At 69.4% G+C, this 21251-nt stretch carries 16 protein-coding genes; 7 read left to right on the top strand and 9 right to left on the bottom strand.

Features of this window, described 5'->3' with window-relative positions:
* Positions 1-9: 9 nt before the first annotated feature.
* Entirely contained in the window at positions 10-1497 is a 1488-nt protein-coding gene (locus JF543_RS11560) for an MFS transporter (protein WP_206824451.1), read from the bottom strand.
* Positions 1498-1560: 63 nt separating this feature from the next.
* On the opposite strand from JF543_RS11560, the gene JF543_RS11555 reads away from it, so the two are divergent.
* A complete protein-coding gene (locus tag JF543_RS11555; RefSeq protein WP_224818890.1) occupies positions 1561-2643 on the top strand; it encodes a threonine aldolase family protein in 1083 nt (360 codons plus the stop codon).
* 163 nt (positions 2644-2806) lie between these two features.
* On the opposite strand, the gene JF543_RS11550 is transcribed toward JF543_RS11555, so the two are convergent.
* Complete coding sequence (locus JF543_RS11550; RefSeq protein WP_179410024.1) at positions 2807-3394, bottom strand: NUDIX hydrolase family protein; 588 nt, start codon at positions 3392-3394, stop codon at positions 2807-2809.
* A 44-nt stretch (positions 3395-3438) separates the two neighbouring features.
* On the opposite strand from JF543_RS11550, the gene JF543_RS11545 reads away from it, so the two are divergent.
* A complete protein-coding gene (locus JF543_RS11545; protein ID WP_206824450.1) occupies positions 3439-4089 on the top strand; it encodes an alpha/beta fold hydrolase in 651 nt (216 codons plus the stop codon).
* A gap of 41 nt (positions 4090-4130) precedes the next feature.
* Here JF543_RS11545 and JF543_RS11540 read toward each other — a convergent pair whose 3' ends face one another.
* Positions 4131-4427, bottom strand: a complete 297-nt coding sequence (locus JF543_RS11540; RefSeq protein ID WP_206824449.1) for a hypothetical protein — start codon at positions 4425-4427, stop codon at positions 4131-4133.
* Positions 4428-4720: 293 nt separating this feature from the next.
* Here JF543_RS11540 and JF543_RS11535 point away from each other — a divergent pair, with 293 nt between their 5' ends.
* Positions 4721-6391 (top strand): ABC-F family ATP-binding cassette domain-containing protein, encoded by a 1671-nt coding sequence (locus JF543_RS11535; protein WP_206824448.1) that lies wholly within the window; start codon positions 4721-4723, stop codon positions 6389-6391.
* A 40-nt stretch (positions 6392-6431) separates the two neighbouring features.
* Here the strand turns inward: JF543_RS11535 and JF543_RS11530 are convergent, their stop codons facing one another.
* Positions 6432-8156 carry a SulP family inorganic anion transporter gene (locus JF543_RS11530; protein WP_206824447.1) on the bottom strand — a complete coding sequence of 575 codons (1725 nt, stop codon included), beginning with the start codon at positions 8154-8156 and terminating at the stop codon, positions 6432-6434.
* Between the two features lie 14 nt (positions 8157-8170).
* Positions 8171-9256 (bottom strand): ATP-binding protein, encoded by a 1086-nt coding sequence (locus JF543_RS11525; protein ID WP_206551438.1) that lies wholly within the window; start codon positions 9254-9256, stop codon positions 8171-8173.
* A gap of 129 nt (positions 9257-9385) precedes the next feature.
* Here JF543_RS11525 and JF543_RS11520 point away from each other — a divergent pair, with 129 nt between their 5' ends.
* The gene (locus JF543_RS11520) at positions 9386-10060 is read left to right on the top strand and encodes a GAP family protein (protein WP_206824446.1); all 675 of its coding nucleotides are present in this window, start codon (positions 9386-9388) and stop codon (positions 10058-10060) included.
* Between the two features lie 5 nt (positions 10061-10065).
* Here the strand turns inward: JF543_RS11520 and JF543_RS11515 are convergent, their stop codons facing one another.
* The 4 genes from JF543_RS11515 to JF543_RS11500 are packed head-to-tail and all read right to left on the bottom strand — an operon-like array spanning position 10066 to position 14754.
* Positions 10066-10596, bottom strand: a complete 531-nt coding sequence (locus JF543_RS11515; protein WP_206551436.1) for an AAA family ATPase — start codon at positions 10594-10596, stop codon at positions 10066-10068.
* Positions 10597-10611: 15 nt separating this feature from the next.
* Positions 10612-12231 carry a serine hydrolase domain-containing protein gene (locus tag JF543_RS11510; RefSeq protein ID WP_206824444.1) on the bottom strand — a complete coding sequence of 540 codons (1620 nt, stop codon included), beginning with the start codon at positions 12229-12231 and terminating at the stop codon, positions 10612-10614.
* Between the two features lie 41 nt (positions 12232-12272).
* Positions 12273-13001: a response regulator transcription factor gene (locus JF543_RS11505; RefSeq protein WP_242519710.1), complete on the bottom strand. Its 729-nt coding sequence runs from the start codon at positions 12999-13001 to the stop codon at positions 12273-12275.
* Entirely contained in the window at positions 12994-14754 is a 1761-nt protein-coding gene (locus JF543_RS11500; protein ID WP_206824442.1) for a sensor histidine kinase, read from the bottom strand. The genes JF543_RS11505 and JF543_RS11500 overlap by 8 nt, the downstream gene beginning before the upstream one ends.
* A gap of 74 nt (positions 14755-14828) precedes the next feature.
* Here JF543_RS11500 and JF543_RS11495 point away from each other — a divergent pair, with 74 nt between their 5' ends.
* From JF543_RS11495 to JF543_RS11485, 3 genes are all read left to right on the top strand, one after another.
* Positions 14829-19511 (top strand): ATP-dependent helicase, encoded by a 4683-nt coding sequence (locus JF543_RS11495; protein WP_206824441.1) that lies wholly within the window; start codon positions 14829-14831, stop codon positions 19509-19511.
* A 105-nt stretch (positions 19512-19616) separates the two neighbouring features.
* On the top strand, positions 19617-20378 hold the full coding sequence (locus tag JF543_RS11490) for an EI24 domain-containing protein (RefSeq protein ID WP_347401151.1): 762 nt from the start codon (positions 19617-19619) through the stop codon (positions 20376-20378).
* Positions 20371-21153 carry a DNA-formamidopyrimidine glycosylase family protein gene (locus JF543_RS11485; protein ID WP_206824440.1) on the top strand — a complete coding sequence of 261 codons (783 nt, stop codon included), beginning with the start codon at positions 20371-20373 and terminating at the stop codon, positions 21151-21153. The genes JF543_RS11490 and JF543_RS11485 overlap by 8 nt, the downstream gene beginning before the upstream one ends.
* Positions 21154-21251 lie beyond the last annotated feature (98 nt).

Raw genomic sequence — 21251 nt, 5'->3', positions numbered from 1 at the left:
TCGCGGACGTCATTCGGCCGTCTTCGCCGGGGGTTCCTCGTCGCTCGACTCGTCACGGAGGAGGGGTTCTTCGACCAATCCGCCGCGTGCGGCGATCGGGTCGAAGGCGGCTTCGGGCGGCGGCAGCTGTTGTTCGGGAGCGTTCTCGTAGAGCGCGCTGAGCGTGCGGTAGGAGCGGGTGAAGAAGGCCAGCACCGCCACGACCACGATGATCAGGCCTGCGAACAGGCAGATCAGCGCGATCCCGCGGGTCTCGCCGTCGCCGAGCAACCAGCCCCATTGCTGCTGCCCTTCGTCCGCACGCATGTACGGAATGATCAGGAACTCGGCGATCGGGGCGATCAGGAATGCGGTGATCGGCGCTGCCCCTGCCTCCATCGCAGCGGCCATACCGAACACTCGACCCTGGCGGGTGAACGGCACGACCTTCTGGATCACGGTCTGCTCGGCAGCCTCGGCGGGCGGGATGAGCATCATGTACAACCACATGCCGATGACGAACAGCGGCCACCATTCGCGCAGCATGAACAGTGCGCCGAGCGCGCCCATCGCGATGACAACCAGCAGCAGCGTGCGCACGGGCCGCTTGCCGAGCCCGAACTTCGCCACCAGTGCACCGCCGATCAGAAAGCCGGTCGAGGCGAAGGCCAGGGCGAACCCCCAGGTCTGGGCATTGAACAGCGTCAGCCCGTAGGGGTCCATCAGTGCCATGTAGACACCGCCGATGAGGTTGTTGAACGTCGAGAACACGATGAGCGCGAACAGCCCTGGCGCGGCACGGATCGCCGCGACACTGCCGCGGAAGTCGAACGCGCCCGGTGCGCTCGGATCGCGCTCGGGCTCACCCTCAGGTATCCGCACGAAGAGCAGGTGCACGAACGTCAGCCCCATCGCGGTGATGGCGATGATCAGCGTCCACCCCATGCCGAGAAAGCCGATCGCCAACCCCGAGAACACGCTCGTGATGAGAAACGCGATGCCCTGCACGGTTCCCACGAGCCCGTTGGCGTTGGCCCGACGCTCTTCGGGGATCAGCAGGGTCACGGTCGTGGACAGCGCGATGTTGCGCAGCTGCTCGATCACGCCGCCGAACAGGATGACGCCCGAGAACAGCCAGAACCACGGACCGCCCAGGTCGAGCAGTGCAGCCTCGGGATGGACCGCGTAGATGACGCCGGCAACGATGAACGCCGCCGCCGAGACCACGCTCGACACGAGCATGACGGCATGTTTGCGATGCCGGTCGACGAGGGTGCCGAAGATCATCGAGAAGAAGGCGATGAACAGCATGTAGGCGCCGCCGATGATGCCCGTGGCCAGCACCGACCGCGTCTCGAGGTAGACCCAGAAGGTCAGCGCGAACCACAGGAAGCTCGTCGTCACATTGGCGATGAGCGTGTTGACCAGGACGTTCGCGAACGCCCGCCTCGCTGCGGTATCGATCACGGTACGAGAGTAATCACGGCCACCGACATCGGATAGGGGCACCTCGGGCATCCGATCTGGATATCTTTTCGCGCGCGCGCACGCGCGAGGCCCGTGCGCCCGTAGGCTGGTGCGGTGAGCCTTCTGCATGACGCCCCGCTGCACGACACCACCGTGCGCGGCTTCGCATCCGACAACTACTCCGGCATCCACCCCGAGGTGCTCGCCGCGATCGCGGCGGCCAACGGCGGTCACCAGGTCGCCTACGGCGAAGATCAGTACACCGCGCGCCTGAACGAGGTCTTCGTTCAGCACTTCGGCGAGGGCGTCGAGGCCTTCCCGGTCTTCAACGGCACCGGCGCGAACGTCGTCGGTCTGCAGTCGATGCTGCCGCGGTGGGGCGCGGTGATCTCAGCATCCACCGCGCACATCAACGTCGACGAGGGCGGGGCGCCTGAGAAGGTCGGCGGGCTCAAGCTGCTGACGGTACCCACCGACGACGGCAAGCTCACGCCCGAGTTGGTCGACCGCGAGGCGTGGGGCTGGGGCGACGAGCACCGCGCACAGCCTCTCGTCGTGTCGATCACCCAGTCGACCGAACTGGGCACCCTGTACACCGCCGACGAGATCCGCGCGCTGGCCGACCACGCACACGAGCGCGGCATGAAGCTGCATCTCGATGGCGCACGCCTGTCGAACGCCGCCGCCGCCCTCGACCTGCCATTGCGCGCCTTCACGCGCGACGTCGGCGTCGACGTGCTCAGCTTCGGCGGCACGAAGAACGGCGCGATGCTCGGCGAGGCGGTCGTGGTGCTGAACCCCCAGGCCACCGCCGGCCTGCTGTACGGCCGCAAGCTCAACATGCAGCTGGCGTCGAAGATGCGCTTCGTGTCGGCGCAGCTGATCGCCCTGCTCGAGGGCGACCTGTGGCTGCGCAATGCCCGCCACGCCAACGCCATGGCGGCCCGCCTGCGGGCCGAGGTCGAGCAGGGGCTCGCCGATGGCAGCATCCGCGGTGTCGGCTTCTCTCAGCCCACCCAGGCCAATGGCGTCTTCGCGACGCTGCCCGACGGCGTCGCGGACCAGCTGCGCGAGAAGTTCCGGTTCTACGACTGGGATGCCGCACGCAACGAGGTGCGCTGGATGTGCAGCTTCGACACCCAGGAGTCCGACGTCGACGCCTTCGTCGCCGAGCTGGCCCGCCTCACCACGGCCTGACCCGGCCCGTCGCTCTTTCGCCGAGACCCCCACCTGGCGTCGAGACCCCCACGTATGGACGTCCATACGTAGGGGTCTCGACGAGAAGTGGGGGTCTCGGCGTTGCGGGAGGTGCCGGGCACGGCCGGGCACGGTGGGGCAGAGCAGAGCGGGGCGGATGCTGTCAGCGCAGCAGGCCCAGGTGCGACAGCGCCTGGCGCAGCAGTGTGCCGCGGCCGCCCTCCATGTCGGCGGCCAGCGCGTCGGACGCGGCCTCCTGCGGGGTGAACCAGGTGACTTCCAGTGCATCCTGGCGCGGCTCGCACGTGCCCGTGACCGGCACCACGAACGCCAGCGAGACGGCGTGCTGACGGTCGTCATGGAAAGCGCTGATCCCCGGCAGCGGGAAGTACTCGGCGACCGTGAACGGGTCGGGCGACGGGGGCAGCAACGGGAAGGCCATCGGCCCGAGATCGTTCTCGACGTGCCGGAACAGGGCGTCGCGGATGCTCTCGCCGTACCGCACGCGGCCCGAGACGATCGTGCGCGTCATCTCACCGAGGGGCGTCGAACGCAGCAGTACGCCGATCGAGGTCACCTGACCGGAGCCATCGGTACGCACGGGGATCGCCTCGACGTACAGCATCGGCAGGCGGCGGCGGGCCTCGGCGAGCTCGATGTCGGTCAACCACCCCGGGTTGCTGTCGCGCGGCGGCGCGGCGTCGAGCCCGAAGTCGTCGTCGGGATCTGGGTCGGGTGTGCGCACCGTCATGGCTCATTTCTACCAGCGTCGGACGCTGCTGGCAGGATGGACCCGTGACCGTCTCGATCGATCCGACCGCCACGCTCTGGTCTGCCGGCCCCCGCGAGGGCAAGCCGTTGCTCGTGCTGCTGCACGGGTACGGCGCCGATGAGAACGACCTGTTCGGTCTGGTGCCCTATCTGCCCGATGACATCGCCGTCGCCGCCGTCGCGGCACCGCTCACGCCGCCGTGGCCGATGCCGGGGCGCTCCTGGTACCCGATCGACTCGCTCGACACCCGGGACGCCGCGGGCATCACAAACGCGGCCGAGGCCCTGCTGGCATGGCTCGATGAGGTCACCGAACCCACGACCCCCGTCGCACTGCTCGGCTTCTCGCAGGGCGCGGCCGTCTCGCTGCAGGCGCTGCGACTCGCACCGTCGCGCATCGCCTCGGTCGTGGCGCTGAGCGGCTATGCCGCGATGGGCGAGCTCCCCCACGACGCACGGTTGCGCGATGAGCGCCCGCCGGTGTTCTGGGGGCGGGGCAGCCACGACGACGTGATCCCGGCATCCCTCGTCGCCCACACGGCGCAATGGCTGCCCGATCACGCCGAGCTCTCCGGCCGCGTGTACGCGGGACTGACGCACAGCATCTCCGAACAGGAGCTCGCCGACGTGCGCGTGTTCCTCACGAAGTGGCGGGACGCCGCGACGGCAGAGTGACGGCGCTGTGAACACCGACGACTGAGCGCCCGTGTCCCGACTCAGGGGCGCGGTTCGTCCTCGACGTCGTCGGAGCCGTCATCGTGCTCCGCGTCTGGTACGACCTCGGATGCATCGTCGGGCTCCTGGTCCTCCGGTGCGCTGCGGCGCCGCTGCAGGGAGCCCAGCCACTCTGGGGCGGCGCTGATGACGACGCCGATCGCGAGACCGAGGCCGATCCCCAGGCCCATGTTGTCGAGGGCCACACCGAGGGCGACGCCGACGCCCATGCCGATGGCGATGCCCGCCCCCAGTGCGAGGCGCCGGCTGGTCTCATGGCCGCTCGGATGATCGTGCATTCCTCGACGATACGCGTCCGTCCGGGCTGGCACCTCCCCCGCGCGACGGATAGGGCCCGGGGATCGACCGCTCCGGGGTTGCGCAGTTCGACACGCCCGGGATACAGTCTTCGAGCCCCTGTCCGCCGTGTTGGGAAGTCCATTGATCTGAATCGTCGCCTCCGCGTCATCATCCACGCGCCGATCCGACGATCCTGTTCTTCCCCGGCATCCGGGTTCATCTCACAGACCGCCTCGCCCTCTGACGGCGAGCCGTCGGCATCCGCGCACCCGCACACATCCGGGAGTCGCCCATGTCATCACTCACCTCCACCGCGCCCGTCGCCTTCGACGGGCTCACCCACACCTGGCCCGACGGGACCGTCGCGCTCGACCAGCTGACCGGGGCGATCGGCCCCGGTCGCACCGGCCTGGTCGGCCGCAACGGGTCAGGCAAGACGACGCTGCTGCGTCTGCTCGCCGGCGATCTGCAGCCGACATCGGGTCACGTCACCACGAGCGGCGAGGTCGCGTACCTGCCGCAGCGGCTCACCCTCGACACCGGTCGTCGGGTCGCAGAACTGCTCGGCGTCGCCGTAACGCTGGACGCGGTACGCGCGATCGCCGCGGGCGACGTCGACCCGGCGCACTTCGATGCGGTCGGCGACGACTGGGACATCGAAGCGCGCGCCGAAGCAGCGCTCGCCGAGGCGGGCCTCGATCCGTCGTTCCTCGACCGCACGGTCGGTGAACTCTCGGGCGGTGAAGCGGTGCTCGTGGCGGTGGCGGGCATCCGTCTCCGCCGCGCCCCGATCACCGTGCTCGACGAGCCCACCAACAACCTCGACCGCGGGGCGCGAGCACGCCTGGCCGATATGGTGCGCGCCTGGAGGGGCGTACTCATCGTGGTCAGTCACGACGTCTCGCTGCTGGAGCTGATGGATGCCACGGCCGAGCTCTACCAGAACCGCCTCACGGTGTTCGGCGGCCCTTACTCGCAGTGGCGGGCCTGGTTGGATGCCGAGCAGGCCGCGGCCGAGCAGGCCGAACGCGATGCCAAGCAGGCGCTGAAGAGAGAGAAGCGTCAACGGATCGAGGCTGAGCTGAAGCTCGCCACACGCGCGCAGACGGCCCGCAAGGCCGAGGTCGAGAAGCGGGTTCCGAAGATCATCGCCGGCGGGCGCAAGAGCGCTGCGCAGGTCTCGGCCGGTCGGCTGCGCACCGAGATGGCCGGAAAGGAGGATGCCGCCCGGCAGGCACTCGACGATGCCGGGCACCGTGTGCGCGATGACGAGACGATAAAGATCGAGTTGCCCGACCCGCAGGTGCCCGCGAGCAGGCGGATCGCGACGCTCGGCGACGGCGAACGGTCGTGGGTGATCCAGGGGCCAGAGCGGGTCGCTCTCATCGGCGCCAACGGGGCGGGCAAGACCACACTGCTGCGCCGGCTGCTGGCATCCGCTGTTCACAACTCCGGAGAAACGGGCCGGATCGGCCCGGATTCTGCTGTTCCGGATGGTTTCGGGCAGGTTTTCCGGAGTTGCGAACCGCACGTCGACCGCATCGGGTACCTCTCGCAGCGCGTCGATGGGCTCGACGACCGCGCCTCGGTGATCGCGAACGTGGCGGCGTCGGCACCGCACGTGCCCGACAAGCAGCTGCGCAACCGGCTGGCGCGCTTCCTCATCCGTGGGGCGGCCGTCGACCGGCCCGTGGCGGCGCTGTCGGGCGGCGAGCGATTCCGGGTTGCCCTGGCGACGTTGCTGCTCGCTGATCCCGCTCCGCAGCTCGTGGTGCTCGATGAGCCGACGAACAACCTCGATCTCGATACGGTCGAGCAGCTGGTGCGGGCGCTGCGCGCCTACCGGGGTGCCGTGCTGGTCGCCAGTCACGACGACGCGTTCCTCGCGCGTCTCGACATCGACCTGACGCTGGAAGTGTCGGTCGGCGACGACGGAGAGCGGATGCTGCGCGAGGTGCCGTGATCACGACTCGGGCGGTGCGGACCGCGCCGCCCGAGTCGCGTCAGTCGTCGGCGCCTCCCCGCTCGTCGATCAGTCGTTGCGCGGCGTCTCGCGCTTGCTGCAACGATTCCCCGACGCGGGCGTGCGCGCGGAAGACCTGCCGTTCACCGATCCGTCGGATGATCCCGGTATCGCGCAGCTGCCGGTGCACGGCCTCGCTGACGCCCGAGATCATCAGCGTCCCACCGGCAGCGCGGATCCGCTCGGCGTAGGTCGCGATGACCCGCAGGAAGGTGCTGCCGAGCGCTTCCTTGCCACGCAGTCTCACGATCACGACGGCACCCTCGAGACGCACCGGTACGGCGGGGAGCTGCTTCTCGAACACCGGAGCCGCAGCGAAGAACAGGCTTCCGTACGGGGCGAGCACCACCACCTCACCCGGCGGGATCGTGGCCGGCGGAGCGGACTCGATCGGCAGCGCGCTGAGATCGTCGAACTCCCATTGCCGCAGCACGACCCGGTTCGACTGCTGCACCACGATCAGGATGACCGCGAGTCCGACGCCGGTGAGCACGGCGTACTGCAGCGGGATCAGCAGGGTGAGCACGAACGTCACCGTCAGCACTGTCGCCTGCACGATACCGGTACGCCACACCATGTAGATGTCGTGCACCTTGAAGGTGCGGACGCCCACGATGATGAGCAGGGCCGCCAGTGCAGACATGGCGATGTAGCCGATCAGCGAGGCGAAGGCCAGCACCGTGATGCCCATCACCACTCCGGCGAAGAGGTTTGCCAGGGCGGTCCTGGCACCTGCCGCGCGCACGAGGGCCGTCGCCGACATCGACCCGCCGACGGGGATGCCCTGGAAGAACCCGGATGCCAGATTCGCGATCCCCTGGCCACGGAAGTCCGCCGACGCATCGGGGTAGCGGCCGTCGGGGTTCGCGATCGACCCGCTGATCGCCGCACCCTGCACGAGCCCCACCAGCGCCAGCGAGAGCGCCGGCACGATCAGGGCGAGCACCACCGACAGGTCGGGCATCTGCATGCCGGGCAACGTCTGCGGAACCTCGGCGATGTCGCCGATCGTGGCGACCCGATCGATGCCGTCGAGCAGCGCCAGCGCGGCGGCCAGACCGGAACCGACGATGACCGCGACGACCAGCGCCAGTGCTCCGAGCCGGGTGCGTTCCAGCAGCAGGATCAGCGTGACGGTCACGACGCCGACGAGGATCGTCGGCCAGCTCCACTGCCAGAAGTGCAGGAGCGAGTCCAGGGTCCTGGCGATGCGGTTGGCGCCCTCGGCGGCGAAGCCGGTGGCGTTGTCGATCTGGCCGAGCACGATGTTCACGGCGACGGCGTTGACGAAACCGACCAGCACGGCGGTCGGGATGAACCTGACGAGCGAACCGAGGCGTGCGATCCCCAGCACGAGCATGATCACGCCGACCATGAGCCCGAGAGTGGTCAACGCGGCCGGTGTCAGGCCGCCGGGGGTCTCGGCCGAGACATCCGAGATGATCACCGCCATCGCACCGGTGGCCTGCACCGTCATGAACGCCGACCCGGTGGCAAGCGCCCCGCCGATCGCGCCGAACATGTACGCGTACAGGCCGTGCAGTGGGTTCACACCGGCGAGGACGCCGGCGGCGAGCCCGTCGGGGACGCTCTCGACGCCCAGCACGAGTCCGGCTTTGAGATCGGATGCCACGGTCTTGCGCCCGCCGAAGCGGCGCAGGTAGCCGCGCAGGTTCCGCTTGACCGTTGCGAACGTGTCTGCCATGGCGCGCGTCCTGCTCAGCCCTCGCGCAGCGGCACGCGCACGTCGCCGCCGGATTCCTCGGTCAACCGCTGCCCCATCTGCACGTAGGTGGGCTGAGCGATGAAACCGCCCGCGAACAGCGCCTGCCCCTGCGTGAACCGCTGTGATCGGCTGACCTTGTCGCCGGCGAAGCCGAAGACGTCGGCGAGTTCGGCGAGGTCCCGCGGCGCGTTCACCCGCATCAGACCGAGGTTGTCGCACTGCGAGAGCACGTTGGGGTGGATCTTCGTCGGCCGCTGCGTCGACAGCAGAAGCCACAGGCCGAACTTGCGGCCCTCTGCCGCGATCTGCACCAGCTGCTCGGTCAGTGCGCGTTCGACGTCGGTGCGGGGATTCGGCGGGCACAGGTTGTGCGCCTCGTCGATCACGATGAGGATGGGTCGGCGTTCTTCGCGGTTGCGCCAGAGGTGCTCGAGCACGGCGAGCGCGGCGATCTTGGGCTCGGCCTGGTGCGCGAACCCGCCCAGGTCCATCACGGTCGCGCGCGGACGCTCATCGATGGCATCCGTGACGGTGGTCGAGCCCCGCGACCACAGGTCCCAGTGGAGCACCTCGAGGTTGTCGACGCGGTTGGCGAGACGCCGCATTCCCGGGTCGTCGGATGCCCGCAGCCGGGCGACCATGTTGTCGGTGTCGATCACCTCGGTGTGCTCTTCGATGTGCAGCAGCAGGTTGTACTCCTCGGGGTCGGCGATGGGATCGAGCTGCAGCAGCGCCGCCTTGGACGGCGTCGAGAGGTCGACGTAGCGCACGTGCAGGCGTTCGCCGTCGGAGCGTGAGGAGTGGAACACCCGGATGTCAGTCTCGGCGATCCGGGTCGCAACGTCGTCACCGGCGCTCTCTCGCGCTTCGTTCAGTCGGACGAAGTCGGAGTTGGGGTCGAGGATGAGCATGGGCAGTTCGGTGTGCAGCAGCAGCTGCTCGAGCACGACCCCGAGCGCGTAGGTCTTTCCGCTGCCGCTCTGGCCGCACCAGAACGTGTGGCGGTTGAATCGGCGCGCGTCCAGCTGAACCGGCGCGTTCGGGGTGTCGAGCTCGGTACCGATCGTCAGCTGCGTCATCTTCCACCTTCGTTGTGCGTGACGGGGCCATGCGTACCACTGAACGTAGAGGATGATCCGGCGCGTGACGAGAGCGGATCGCCCTGCCATGATGAACAGGGTCCCCATCATTCGCGCACGGAGGTTGCCATGCTCGAGGTTCTCGGTAGTGTTCTACCCACCGCCGTGGGTATCGCGATCAGTCCGATCCCGCTCATCGCGGTGATCCTCATGCTGATGTCTCCGCGTCCGCGGCAGCTCGGACTCGGGTTCCTGGTCGGCTGGTTGCTGGGCGTGCTGGTGGCGACGACGGCCTTCACCCTTCTGGCAGGGGTGATCCCCGAGCCCGAGGAATCCGACGGCGCGCAGCCCGTGATCGCGGTGATCCAGCTCGTGCTGGGGGCGTTGCTGCTGCTGTTGGCCGCACGTCAGTGGCGTTCTCGCCCTGCGCCGGGCGAAGAGGCCGAACTGCCGGCGTGGATGGCGAAGATCGACTCGATGAACCCGTTCGCCGCTACCGGGCTGGCGTTCGTGCTGGCCGCGATCAACCCCAAGAACTTGTTGCTGGCCGTTGCCGCGGGCAGCGTGATCGGACGCGCCGAGCTCGACGTGCCCGAGCGGTTGACCGTGGTGCTCGTCTTCGGTCTCATCGCGGCGCTGACCGTCGCGATCCCGGTGATCGCCGTGATCGTGGCGCCGAACAAGGCCGCGACGCTGCTCTCGGGCATCCGCACCTGGCTCACCGCGCACAACGCGGTGATCATGATGACGCTCTTCCTCGTGCTCGGTGCGCAGATTATCGGCAAGGCGCTCGGCAACTTCTGAAGCGGTCAACCGCTCTCGGCGAGCAGGCGGCGCAGCCGTTCGCTGCGCGAGCCGGTGATCTCGATCACGCGGGTGTGCCTGGCGAGGTCGGCCGCATCCACGAGCTCGAGCAGCGCATCGTTCATGGCGCGTCGCAGGGGCAGGTCCTCGTCGGGGCCGGGTGCCGTGGGGTCGCGGTGCTCGATCGGCAGCACGACCCACAGGTCCAGATGCGCCAGCGCATCCTCGGCAACAGCCACGAGCTCATCCGGCGCCGGGTGCGCGGTGCGGCCCAGGTCGTGCAGGGCGTTGAGGTAGGCGACGAAATCGAGCGGGGTGCGTTCGATGATACGAGCGGCGCCGGGGGTCGATGCCGACAGCGTCCGCGCCGAGACGAGGAGTTGCTGGGCGAACTCCTCGAACCCGGGAGCGGATGCCGCGTGCTCGACCAGCTCGAAGGGGTCGGGGACGTGCTCGACCCCCGACCTCTCGTCGAGATAGTCGCCGATCAGCGTGGTCTTGCCGGTGGCGTGCGCCCCTGAGACCGCGATCCTCACGTCCGTCCCCGTCCGCTACGACGTCTTCGTCCAGGTTCCGAGCCCGCGCGTATCGAAGGTATCGAGCCGCAGCTGCACGCCTCCGTCTTCGTGGGTGACCCACGCGCTGGCCAAGGAACCGTACGGGGCATTCTCGTTCTCGGGCGCGTACGCCATGCGCTCCTCGTCCCACGGCTGCAATGCCATCTCGGTGACACCGCCGGGTCCGATGCGCGCCACCAGCCCGTCTCCGACGGCGACGATCTCCATGTCGCCGAAGTAGTCGTTGGTGTAGCGTCCGATCAGGGCATCCGCCTCATCCGGCAGTGCGGCACCACCGGGCGCCTCGCTGCCCGCCAGGTCTCCGATGGGAGTCAAGTACCCCGCGAAGACGCCACCGAAGTCTGCCGTCCAGTCGCGCGTGACGAATCCGAACTGCACGAGGTCGGTGAACTCGGCGATCACCGATTCAGCCGCTCCCACGGGGGCGCCGTTGGTGAGCACGACGATGCCGAGGTCGAGATCGGGGACCACCTGGAAGGCGGTGCCCGCCCCGAGCACGAACGCCCCGGAGTGCGAGTACGCCATCCGCCCCGATAGCAACGGCGAGGCGTTGAACCCGAACCCGTAGTGCGAGGGACGCACAGCGAGGTCGTTGCCCCCGCCCGAGATCACCTGCGGTGACATCGCTTCGCGCAGTGCGTCCGCATCGATGCTCATCTGGTCGCTCTCACCCTCGGCCAGCAGCACCCGCATCCACAGCGCGAGGTCGTTCGCGGTCGACGAGACGCCGCCCGCCGGTGCCTGGGCGTCGGGGTCGCGGTCGTGCCGAGGCGTGAACTCACCATCGATCTTGGCGTGCAGCACGGCACGGTCGGTCCGGCTCAGGTAGTCGTCATGCCGGGCCGACGACGAGTCCATACCCAGGGGCTCGAACACCAGCTCGTCCATGAGCTCTTCCCACGTCTGCCCGCGCGAGACGGCCACGGCCTCGGCCCCCACCGTGAGTCCGAAGTTCGAGTAGTGGTAGCTGTCCCGGAACACATCGAGCGGGTTCAGCTGCAGGCGCTGCAGGATCTCGTCCCGGTCGTAGCCGATGTCTTCGAGGTCGTCGCCGGTGCCCGTGAACATGCCGGTGCGATGGCTGAAGGCATCGCCGACCGTCGCGCCCTGCGCGGCGACCGGGTCCGAGAAGAAGACGCCCGGCATGAGGTCACGGATCGGTGTCTGCCAATCGAGATAGCTCTCGGATTCGGCGATCGCGGCGGCGACGCCGGTCGCCGACAGCGGCTTCGACAATGACGCGATCTGAAAGACCGTGTCGGGGGTGACCGACTCGTCGGCTCCGATCTCACGCACACCGAACCCCTGCGAATAGACGGTGTCGTCCCCGTGCACCACCGCGATCGACATGCCGGGCACGTCGGTCTCGGCCAGAACCCGCTCCGCGATGTCGGGCAGTTCCTCCAGTGCCTCGGCTATCCGTTGCTCGCTCGTCTCGCCCTGCGGCAGGGCGAGAACGTCGGCGTTGGGCTGTGTCCCGAGGACGACACCGTCGACCGGTGACGAAGTCTCACCCGAGCATGCGGAGAGCACGAGCATCCCCAGTACCACTGCTCCCGCTGCCCCGGCCCGCACGCTTTTTCTTCGCACCATGCCTCCCAGCATTTCCCACCGGCCCGCGCAGCGCTATAGACCTAGGTCGCCAATCGCTGCGGGTCCTGGCTCAGGTAGTGCAGCACCGCGAGCACGCGACGATGCGCGTCGGCGGCGAGCGGTAGCCCCAGCGCGTCGTAGATGCGTGAGATGTGCTGCACGACGGCTTTGTCGGTGATCGAGAGACGCGCGGCGATGGCCGCATTGCTGCGCCCCTGGGCGACCAGTGCGAGCACCTCGCGCTGTCGGACGGTGAGCTCGGCGACAGCCGCGTCGGCGCGCGTCGCGCGGGCCACCATGATCGCGACGACGTCGGGGTCGATCGCCGTTCCCCCGGCCGCGACGGCGCGCACGTCGTCAACGAACAGGTCGACATCGGTGATGCGCTGCTTGAGCAGGTACCCCGTCCCCCCGCGGATGCCCGTGGCGGGCCACACATCACGATCGGCCCCCGCATCATCGTCCATGCCCAGCAGCTCCATCGCGTAGCGCCGCTGAACATGCTGCGAGAGCACCATGATGGCGGTGTCCGGCGCGAGCTCGCGGATGCGGGCAGCCGCACGGAGCCCCTCGTCGGTGTAGGTCGGAGGCATCCGGATGTCGGTGATGACCAGCTCAGGCCGGGCCGCACTGACCGCGTCGATCAGTTCGTCCACGTCCGAGACCGAGCCGACGATCCGCATGCCGGCGTCCGTCAGCATCAGCTCGAGCCCTCGTCGCAGCAGAGCCTCGTCCTCGGCGATCACCACACGCAGGGATTCGTCATTCATCGTCCACCTCCACACGCACCAGCGTGCCACCGCCTCGCGGGCTGTCCACACGCAGCATCCCCCCGAGCACATCGACGCGCTCGCGCATGCCGGTCAGCCCTGCTCCCGCGCCGGCGACCGCACCGCCGCAGCCGTCATCGCGGATCTCGATGCGCAGGCGGTCGCCGTCGCGGACGACGGTGACATCGACCGCCGTCGCGCCGGAGTGCTTGACCACGTTGGCGAGAGCCTCGGCGATGACGAAGTAGACGGTGCTCTCGGTCGCGGGGCGCGGTCGGCGGTCACCGAGGGTCATGCGCAGCTCGACCGGCACCGGCATCCGATCGGCGAGATCCTCGACCGCTTCTGCGAGTCCGCGTTGCATCAGCGCGGCCGGCATCACATCCTGCACGATCTGCCGCAACCCCGCCGCAGACCCATCGATGCCTCGCCGCAGCGCGACGGCGTGCTCCGCGGCGACGGTGCCAGCGCCGGCTGCCTGGGCCAGCTCCTGCGCCTGCAAGCCGAGCAGCACGAGCTCGACCTGCAGACCGTCATGCAGATCCTGGGCGATTCGGCGTCGTTCCGTATCAGCGACATCGACCAACCGCTCCCGCGAGCGCTGCAGATCGGCCCGGCTCGCGCGCAGCAGAGCGATCAACCGGTCGCGATCGAGCGCGATGGCGATCGCGCGCCCCACGCTCTGCACCGACTCGGGTTCGGCGATCAGAGCCCGGTCGTAGACGAGCGCGCCGATGCGTCGCCCGTCGAGTGCGATCGGTTCGAGCGCGCGCCGCGGGTCGACGTGTTCGGTCCCGACGGCGCGTCCGTCGGCGTCCAGGTACCGTTCGGCGTCCGCATCCCAGAACCAGACGTCCAGCGACGGATCGCCCAGGACGCCGCCGAGCACCGCCGAGATACTCGTGCGCTCGGCGGTGAGATGCGCGAGCAGCACCCCTGCCTCTTCGACCCGGGTGGCGCGGGCGACCCCGCCACGCAGCGCCGCGATCACCACGGCAATGGGCACGAGCGTCAGGACGGTGATCTGCAACGAACCGGTCTGCTCGGGCGTCCAGCCGGCCAGGGCCGGCAGCACCTGCGACGCCGTCAGCAAAGTGATCAGCGCGACGAAACCGAACGCGTACAGCGGTGCCAGCACCCTCCGTTCGGCAGCTGTCGCCCGCACGATGCGCAGAACCAGCAGCACGGCCGTCGCCGTGAAGGTCATGACCCCGGCGATCGCCTGCACCTGGCCGGTGGCCGTCACGAACGCTGGGGATGGGGCGAGGCCGAAGACAGCAGGGTAGGCGGCGAGCGCCGCGGGCAGTTGCAGGACGGTGGAGATCAGATAGCCCGAGGCGACCGTCGCCCGCTCGGGCCAGGCTCTGAGGCGACCGGTCGGGAACGACAGCAGCAGGTGGATCAGGGTGGCCAGGGGCATTGTCGCGCACAGGGCGCCGAGGGCGGCGAGCGTCGTGTTCTGGGCGTTGACCAGTCCCGACAGCGTCATAGCCGCCGCGGCGCACAGGATCAGCGGCCCCATCAGGCTGGTCGGACGTGCCGACCACGCGAGCAGGCCGACGGCCACGTGCAGCAGCACGGCCACGGGGAACAGCAGCAGCCCGTAGACGCTGTCACCGTTCGGTGCGATCGCGACCACCAGCATTCCGATGGTCAGCAGCGCACCCCAGAACACGGCGAGCAGCGCGCGGTTCAACGATCGGCGCAGCGGAGACGACCCGTACTGCGGGGTCGTACCGCCTCGTCTGTGCATCGCCCCCAGCTAAGCACACGCCTTCGACAGAGGACATCGGCGACGATGTCGGCGGACCGCGCGATGATGGAGGCATGAGCAGCGTGCTCGATCGCTTCACGCCCGCGACCCAGGAGTGGTTCCGCGGGGCGTTCGACGCGCCGACGCCCGCCCAACAGGGCGCGTGGGAGGCCGTGTCCGCCGACCGCAGCGCACTGGTGGTGGCGCCGACCGGTTCCGGCAAGACACTGTCCGCCTTCCTGTGGGCGATCGACAGCGTCTTCCGTGAGCGGATGGCGGAGTCGGATGCCATCGATGCGGCCGCACGCACGCGCATCCTCTACATCTCACCGCTGAAGGCCCTCGGCGTCGACGTCGAGCGCAATCTGCGTTCGCCGCTCGTCGGCATCGGCCAGTCGGCCCGCCGGCTGGGTCTCGATGTGCCCGAGATCTCGGTCGGCGTGCGCTCCGGAGACACTACGGCGGCGGATCGTCGCCGGCTCGTGAGCGCACCGCCCGACATCCTCATCACCACCCCCGAGTCGCTGTACCTGATGCTCACCAGCCGCGCCGGCGAGACGCTGCGCGGCGTGCACACCGTGATCATCGATGAGGTGCACGCGGTCGCCTCGACCAAGCGGGGTGCGCACCTGGCGGTGAGCCTCGAGCGCTTGGACGCCCTGCGCGCTGCGCACGGCGCCGACCGCCCTGCGCAGCGCATCGGGTTGTCGGCCACCGTGCGGCCGATCGACGAGGTCGCCCGCTTTCTCGGCGGTTCGATACCCGTCGAGATCGTCGCGCCGCCCGCATCGAAGACCTTCGAGCTCGACGTCGTGGTGCCGCTGGACGACATGCGAAACCCTCCCCCGCCGCCGGGGGCCGCCACCGGTGGCGGCGCTGTGTCGGCCGACGGCGCCGGCGACGACGCCGTGCTGACCGAGGTCACCGGATCGGTCTGGCCGCACGTCGAAGAAGCGATCGTCGATCGTGTGCTCCAGAACCGCTCGACGATCGTGTTCGCGAACTCCCGTCGACTGGCCGAGCGCCTAACAGGGCGGCTGAACGAGATCTACGCCGAGCGGCACGAGATCGCGCTGGCTGCACCTGGGGGGCCGCCCGCCGCGATGATCGCGCAGGGCGGGCAGACCGCCGGGGCACCACCGGTGCTCGCCAAGGCGCACCACGGTTCCGTGTCCAAAGAGCAGCGCGCCCAGGTCGAGGACGAACTCAAGTCGGGTGTGCTGCGCTGCGTGGTCGCAACGAGCAGCCTCGAGCTCGGCATCGACATGGGCGCCGTCGACCTGGTGATCCAGGTCGAGGCTCCTCCGTCGGCCGCCTCGGGTCTGCAACGGGTCGGACGCGCAGGGCACCAGGTCGGCGAGATCAGCCGTGCGGCGCTGTTCCCGAAGCACCGCGGCGACGTGCTGCACACAGCCATCGTCACCGAGCGGATGCTGGCGGGCCGGATCGAGGCGATCACCGTACCCCGCAATCCCCTAGACATCCTCGCCCAGCAGACCATCGCCGCGTGCGCACTCGACCCGCTCTCGGTCGAGGACTGGTTCGAGACCGTGCGCCGCAGCGCCCCCTTCCAGACGCTGCCGCGCTCGGCGTACGAAGCCACGCTGGACCTGCTCGCAGGACGCTTCCCCTCCGACGAGTTCGCCGAGCTGCGTCCACGACTGGTCTGGGACCGCGATGCGGGCACGCTCACCGGGCGCCCGGGGGCGCAGCGCATCGCGGTGACCAGCGGCGGCACGATCCCCGACCGCGGGCTGTTCGGAGTGTTCGTCGCGGGCGAGTCGACCGGCGCCCGGGTCGGCGAACTCGACGAGGAGATGGTCTACGAGTCACGCGTCGGTGACGTCTTCACCCTGGGTACGACCAGTTGGCGGATCGCCGAGATCACCCACGACCGGGTCAACGTGCTGCCTGCGTACGGTCAACCGGGCCGGGTGCCGTTCTGGCACGGCGACGGCATCGGTCGCCCGTTCGAGCTCGGCCAGGCACTCGGGCGCTTCTCGCGCGAGGTCTCGACGGCATCACCCGACGACGCCGAACGGCGGCTTGTCGCCGCCGGACTCGACGCGAGCGCACGCGCCAATCTGCTGGGTCATCTCGCCGAGCAGCGCGAGGCCACCGGAACGTTGCCCACCGACCGCGCCCTCACCGTCGAGCGCGGCCACGACGAGGTCGGCGACTGGCGGCTGATCCTGCATTCCCCGTACGGCATGAAGGTGCATGCGCCCTGGGCGCTGGCGGTGAACGCGCGCGTACGGGAACGTCTCGGAGTCGAGGGATCGGCCGTGGCGAGCGATGACGGGATCATCGTGCGCATCCCGGATGCCGAGTCCGAGCCGCCCGGTGCCGACCTGTTCGTCTTCGACCCCGACGAACTGGAGCAGCTCGTCACCGCCGAGGTCGGGGGTTCCGCGCTGTTCGCCTCGCGGTTCCGGGAGTGCGCTGCACGCGCGCTGCTCATGCCGCGCATGAACCCGAACAAGCGCACGCCGCTGTGGCAGCAGCGTCAGCGCTCGGCGCAGCTGCTCGAAGTGGCGCGCCGCCACCCGACGTTCCCGATCATCCTCGAGACGCTCCGCGAAGTGCTGCAGGACGTCTACGACCTGCCAGCGTTGCGCGGGCTGATCAGTGACATCGCCGAGCGGCGGATCCGTCTGGTCGAGACCGAGCCCGCGATGCCGTCGCCGTTCGCGCGCGACCTGCTGTTCGGGTACGTGGGCGCGTTCATGTACGAAGGCGATTCGCCGCTCGCCGAGCGCAGGGCCGCCGCACTCGCCGTCGATCCCGCACTGCTGGCCGAGTTGCTCGGCACCATCGAGATGCGTGAGCTGCTCGACCCCGACGTGATCGCCCAGCACGAGCGCGAGCTGCAGCGCCTCGATCCTCAGCGCCATGCGCGCGGCATCGAGGGCGTCGCCGACCTGCTGCGACAGCTCGGGCCGCTCGATGCCGACGAGGTCGGTGCGCGCCTTGAGCCGCCCCCGATCGAAGAGCGAGCGCAGCGAGACGGAGCGCCAGCCGCGGCATTGGCGCCGAACTCCCGGGCATCCGCACTCCTGTCCGAGCTCGTCGCGGCGCGACGGGCGATCCCGGTCACCATCGCCGGCCGCGCCCGGTTCGCCGTCATCGAGGACGCCGGTCGGTTGCGCGACGCGCTGGGCGCGGCGCTGCCCACCGGCATCCCCGTCGCGTTTCTCGAGCCGGTGGCCGATCCCCTCGGCGACCTCGTGTCGCGTCATGCCCGCACGCATGGCCCCTTCGCGACCGTCGCGGTCGCCGAGCGATTCGGTATCGGCAGCGCGGTCGCCCGTCAGACGCTGCAGCGGTTGGAGTCGACGGGACGGCTCGCGAGCGGCTACTTCCTGCCGGCGTCCGACGCCGACGCGACCGGCGAGAAGGAGTGGTGCGACGCCGAGGTGCTGCGACGTCTGCGGATGCGGTCGCTGGCCGCCATCCGCGGCAGCGTCGAACCGGTGAGCGCCGAGACGTACGCCCGGTTCCTGCCCGACTGGCAGCATCTGACGCGCCCCCTCGAAGGGGTCGACGGCGTGCTGAACGTCATCGAGCAGCTCGCCGGTGTGCCGATTCCTGCCAGCGCCTGGGAATCGCTGGTCCTACCGGGCCGGGTGCGCGACTACGTGCCCGCCATGCTCGATGAGCTGACCACGGCTGGCGAGGTGATCTGGACGGGTTACGGCGCGTTGCCGGGGCGCGACGGGTGGGTGTCTCTGCACCCAATCGACCTTGCACCGTTCACCATGCCGGTGCCCGAGGATGCGCCGGCGCCGGGAACGCTCGAAGACCGGGTTCTCGCTGCGCTGCGCGAACAAGGGGCGTCGTTCTCGGGCGCGCTGCGGGTGTTGATCGATGCCGAGAACGACCAGTCGGTGCTGGACGCATTGTGGTCGCTCGCCTGGCAGGGGCGCATCACCAACGACACCTTCGCGCCGGTGCGCGCCCTGCTGACCGGTGGTGCGCAGGCGCACAAGACCGTCCGCCGCGCTCCGCGCACCCGCACGTACCGTGGCGTCTCATTGGCGCGTCCGACGCCGCGTCCGTCGTCGGCGGGGTTGGGTGGGCGGTGGGCGGTGCTTCCCGAGATCACTTCCGTCTTTGGGCAGGCGGAGCCCGCGGATGCCGCCCGCCGGGCCACCGTGACAGCGGGTCTGCTGCTCGACCGGTACGGGGTCGTCACTCGCGGCGCGGCACAGGCCGAAGGTGTTCCGGGCGGCTTCGCGCAGACATACCGGGTACTGGCCAGGTTCGAGCAGGCCGGGCACTGCCGCCGCGGGTACGTGATCGAGAAGTTGGGCGCTGCCCAGTTCGCCGCGTCGACCACGGTCGACAGGCTGCGCACGTTCGCCGGGCTATCCGACCCGCCACCCCGCCGTGCGTTCACGCTCGCCGCCACCGACCCCGCCAATCCCTACGGCGCGGCCCTGCCGTGGCCGCGGCTCGACGCGGTCTCGCACCGGCCCGGCCGCAAAGCGGGCGGATTGGTCGTGCTGGTCGATGGTCGACTCGTGCTCTACTTCGAACGCGGCGGGCGTACGGTGCTCGCCTTCGACGACGACCCCGAGGTGTTGCGCGCCGCGGCCGCCGACCTGGTCGCCACGGCCCGCGCACGCCGGCTCGACACCCTCACCGTCGAGAAGATCAACGGCGCAGGCATCTACGGCACGCCGTTCGCGAACGCACTGCAAGAAGCCGGGTTCGTCACGACCCCGCGCGGGTTCACATTGCGCAAGGCCATCTGACCCATCCGCCAGAGCGCGGCCTCCTCTGAGACCGCTGGGCACAGCACAATCAACATCGAAGGCGAATAGCATGGGCCATCCGCACCGCTTCAGATTGGCCCACCCGTGATCAGTGAGTTCATCACCGGCATCCGATTCCTCGGACGCGGCTTCGCCTACTGGCGCACGCGCCCAGGGCTGATGGCGTTGGGTCTTATTCCCGGGCTGATCTCGCTCATCGTGCTCGCCGCGGCGCTCGTGCCGTTGCTGGCGTCGCTGGGAGTCATCACCGACTGGGCGACACCCTTCGCCGACGGATGGAACCCGTTCTGGCGCAACGCGCTGCGCGTGGCGTTCGGCATCGTGATCACCATCGCCGCGCTCGTCCTGGCGGGCATGACGTTCACCGCCCTCACCCTGCTGATCGGCGATCCGTTCTACCAGCGCATCTGGCGCGCCGTCGAAAACGACCTCGGTGGTGATGTTCCCGAAGGCGACGGCGGTTTCCTCGTAGCTCTCGGCGAGAGCATCCGACTGGTCGTGCTCGGCGTGCTCGTCGCCCTGCTCGCACTCGCGATCGGGTTCATCCCGCTGATCGGCGCGCCTGCCGCGGCGGTGACCAGTGTGCTGCTCACCGGGCGCATCCTCGCCCGCGAACTCACCGGCCGCGCGCTCAACGCCCGCGATATGGCCAGCTTCGACCGTTCCCAGCTCTTCGCCGCCAACCGGGGGCGCCTGCTCGGCTTCGGCGCCGCGACACAGCTGTGTTTCATGGTGCCGCTGGGGGCCGTCTTCATCATGCCCACCGCCGTCGTGGGCGCGACTCTGCTGGCCCGACAGGTGCTCGACACCCCTGCTGTTCGTCCGACGAGCCCGCCGCATGCCTGAGGGCGACACGGTCTTCCGCGCCACGCGGCGCCTCGATGCCGCTCTGGCCGGGCACACGATCACGCGTTTCGATCTGCGTGTCCCCGGCGCGGCGACCGTCGATCTCACCGGTCAGAGCGTGCGCAGTGTCGTGCCGCGCGGCAAGCATCTGCTGATGCGCATCGGCGAGCTGACGCTGCATTCCCATCTGCGCATGGACGGCGCCTGGCTGCTGTACCGCCCCGGCGAGCGCTGGCGACATCCCGCCCACCGGGTTCGGGCGATCATCACCACCGACGGCCACGAGGCCGTCGGGGTCGACATCGCCGACGTGCGCGTCGTCGTCACCCGCGACGAGCACGAACTCGTCGGTCACCTCGGCCCGGATCCGCTCTCGAACGACTGGGATGCCGCCGAGGCGGTGCGCCGCATCAGCGGCGATGCGCGTAGCATCCACGTCGCCCTGCTCGATCAGCGCAACGTCGCGGGCTTCGGCAACGAGTACGCCGCCGAACTGCTCTTCCTTCGCGGAATCCTGCCCGAGACACCCGCCGGCGACGTGGATGTGACGGCCCTCATCGATCTCGGTGTGCGCACGATCCGCGCCAACCGCGACCGCGCAGACCGCACCTTCACCGGTCAGACCGGCCGGGGCCGCACGAACTGGGTTTACGGTCGCGCCGGCAGGCCGTGCCGTCGATGCGGCACTCCCATCCGCACCGGCCGTCTCGGCGCTGATCCCACCCGTGAGCGGGTCACGTTCTGGTGCCCGAACTGCCAAATCGGCTCGTCGTGAGCAAGCGGCAGTCCATCGAGCTGTGGATCATCCCGATGCGGGAATGAAACCGAACCGGTGCTGGTTGTAGCTGTATCGGGACTACCCCGGGAACGGGA

The sequence above is a fragment of the Microbacterium esteraromaticum genome (assembly GCF_017303215.1).
Lineage (GTDB): Bacteria > Actinomycetota > Actinomycetes > Actinomycetales > Microbacteriaceae > Microbacterium > Microbacterium esteraromaticum_C.
Note: the sequence above shows the minus strand (reverse complement) of the source record. Positions and strands in the feature narration are given on the sequence as shown.